Genomic DNA, 926 nt, shown 5'->3' on the forward strand with positions numbered 1-926 from the left:
TGCGTGACAGGCAGGCATGTTAACCGCTACACCACGGGACCATTTGGTTGCGGGGGCAGGATTTGAACCTGCGACCTTTGGGTTATGAGCCCAACGAGCTACCGAACTGCTCCACCCCGCGACAATACTATTTTCTTACGATTAACATTGTGAAATTTAAAAACAACGCGTTCACTATGTAACTGTAAATGGTGGAGGATGACGGGATCGAACCGCCGACCCTCTGCTTGTAAGGCAGATGCTCTCCCAGCTGAGCTAATCCTCCATGAAATTGGTGACCCCTACGGGATTCGAACCCGTGTTACCGCCGTGAAAGGGCGGTGTCTTAACCGCTTGACCAAGGGGCCGTGCTTTTAAAAAGAACTTCTGGCGGAGAGCAAGGGATTCGAACCCTTGAGACGGTTGCCCGCCTACATGATTTCCAATCATGCTCCTTCGGCCACTCGGACAGCTCTCCATATTTGGCTCCGAAGGTAGGACTCGAACCTACGACCATCGCATTAACAGTGCGGTGCTCTACCACTGAGCTACTTCGGAATAATTATTCAGACTGGCAACGTCCTACTCTCACAGGGGGAAACCCCCAACTACCATCGGCGCAAAAGAGCTTAACTACCGTGTTCGGGATGGGAACGGGTGTGGCCTCTTTGCCATCATTACCAGACTGAATTTATTTTGAAAGACAAGTTTTATTATACCATTAGTACCGGTTTTTTCAAGCTTTTTTTACAAAAACTTTCTTATTCTTTCAAAACTGGATAAACGACAGGTGAAACAGGCAAGTTTTTCGCATACAGTATGTTGGTTAAGTCCTCGATCGATTAGTATTCGTCAGCTGCACGTATCGCTACGCTTCCACCTCGAACCTATCTACCTCATCGTCTTTGAGGGATCTTACTTGCTTGCGCAATGGGAAATCTCATCTT

Annotated in this window: 5 tRNA genes and 2 rRNA genes; all 7 read right to left on the reverse strand. The window is 48.1% G+C overall.

Annotated features, from left to right (window positions below):
• Nucleotides 1-44: 44 nt before the first annotated feature.
• Nucleotides 45-121, reverse strand: a tRNA-Met gene (locus QMF37_RS18190).
• A 68-nt stretch (nucleotides 122-189) separates the two neighbouring features.
• A tRNA-Val gene (locus tag QMF37_RS18195) sits at nucleotides 190-265 on the reverse strand.
• 7 nt (nucleotides 266-272) lie between these two features.
• Nucleotides 273-347: transfer RNA gene (locus QMF37_RS18200), tRNA-Glu, on the reverse strand.
• Nucleotides 348-367: 20 nt separating this feature from the next.
• Nucleotides 368-457 (reverse strand) — tRNA-Ser (locus QMF37_RS18205).
• A 5-nt stretch (nucleotides 458-462) separates the two neighbouring features.
• Nucleotides 463-537 (reverse strand) — tRNA-Asn (locus tag QMF37_RS18210).
• An 11-nt stretch (nucleotides 538-548) separates the two neighbouring features.
• Nucleotides 549-664: ribosomal RNA gene (gene rrf / locus QMF37_RS18215) — 5S ribosomal RNA — on the reverse strand.
• A 137-nt stretch (nucleotides 665-801) separates the two neighbouring features.
• A 23S ribosomal RNA gene (locus QMF37_RS18220) occupies nucleotides 802-926 on the reverse strand; the annotation flags it as partial.

The organism is Planococcus sp. S3-L1, from assembly GCF_030063085.1.
Classification (GTDB): domain Bacteria; phylum Bacillota; class Bacilli; order Bacillales_A; family Planococcaceae; genus Planococcus; species Planococcus kocurii.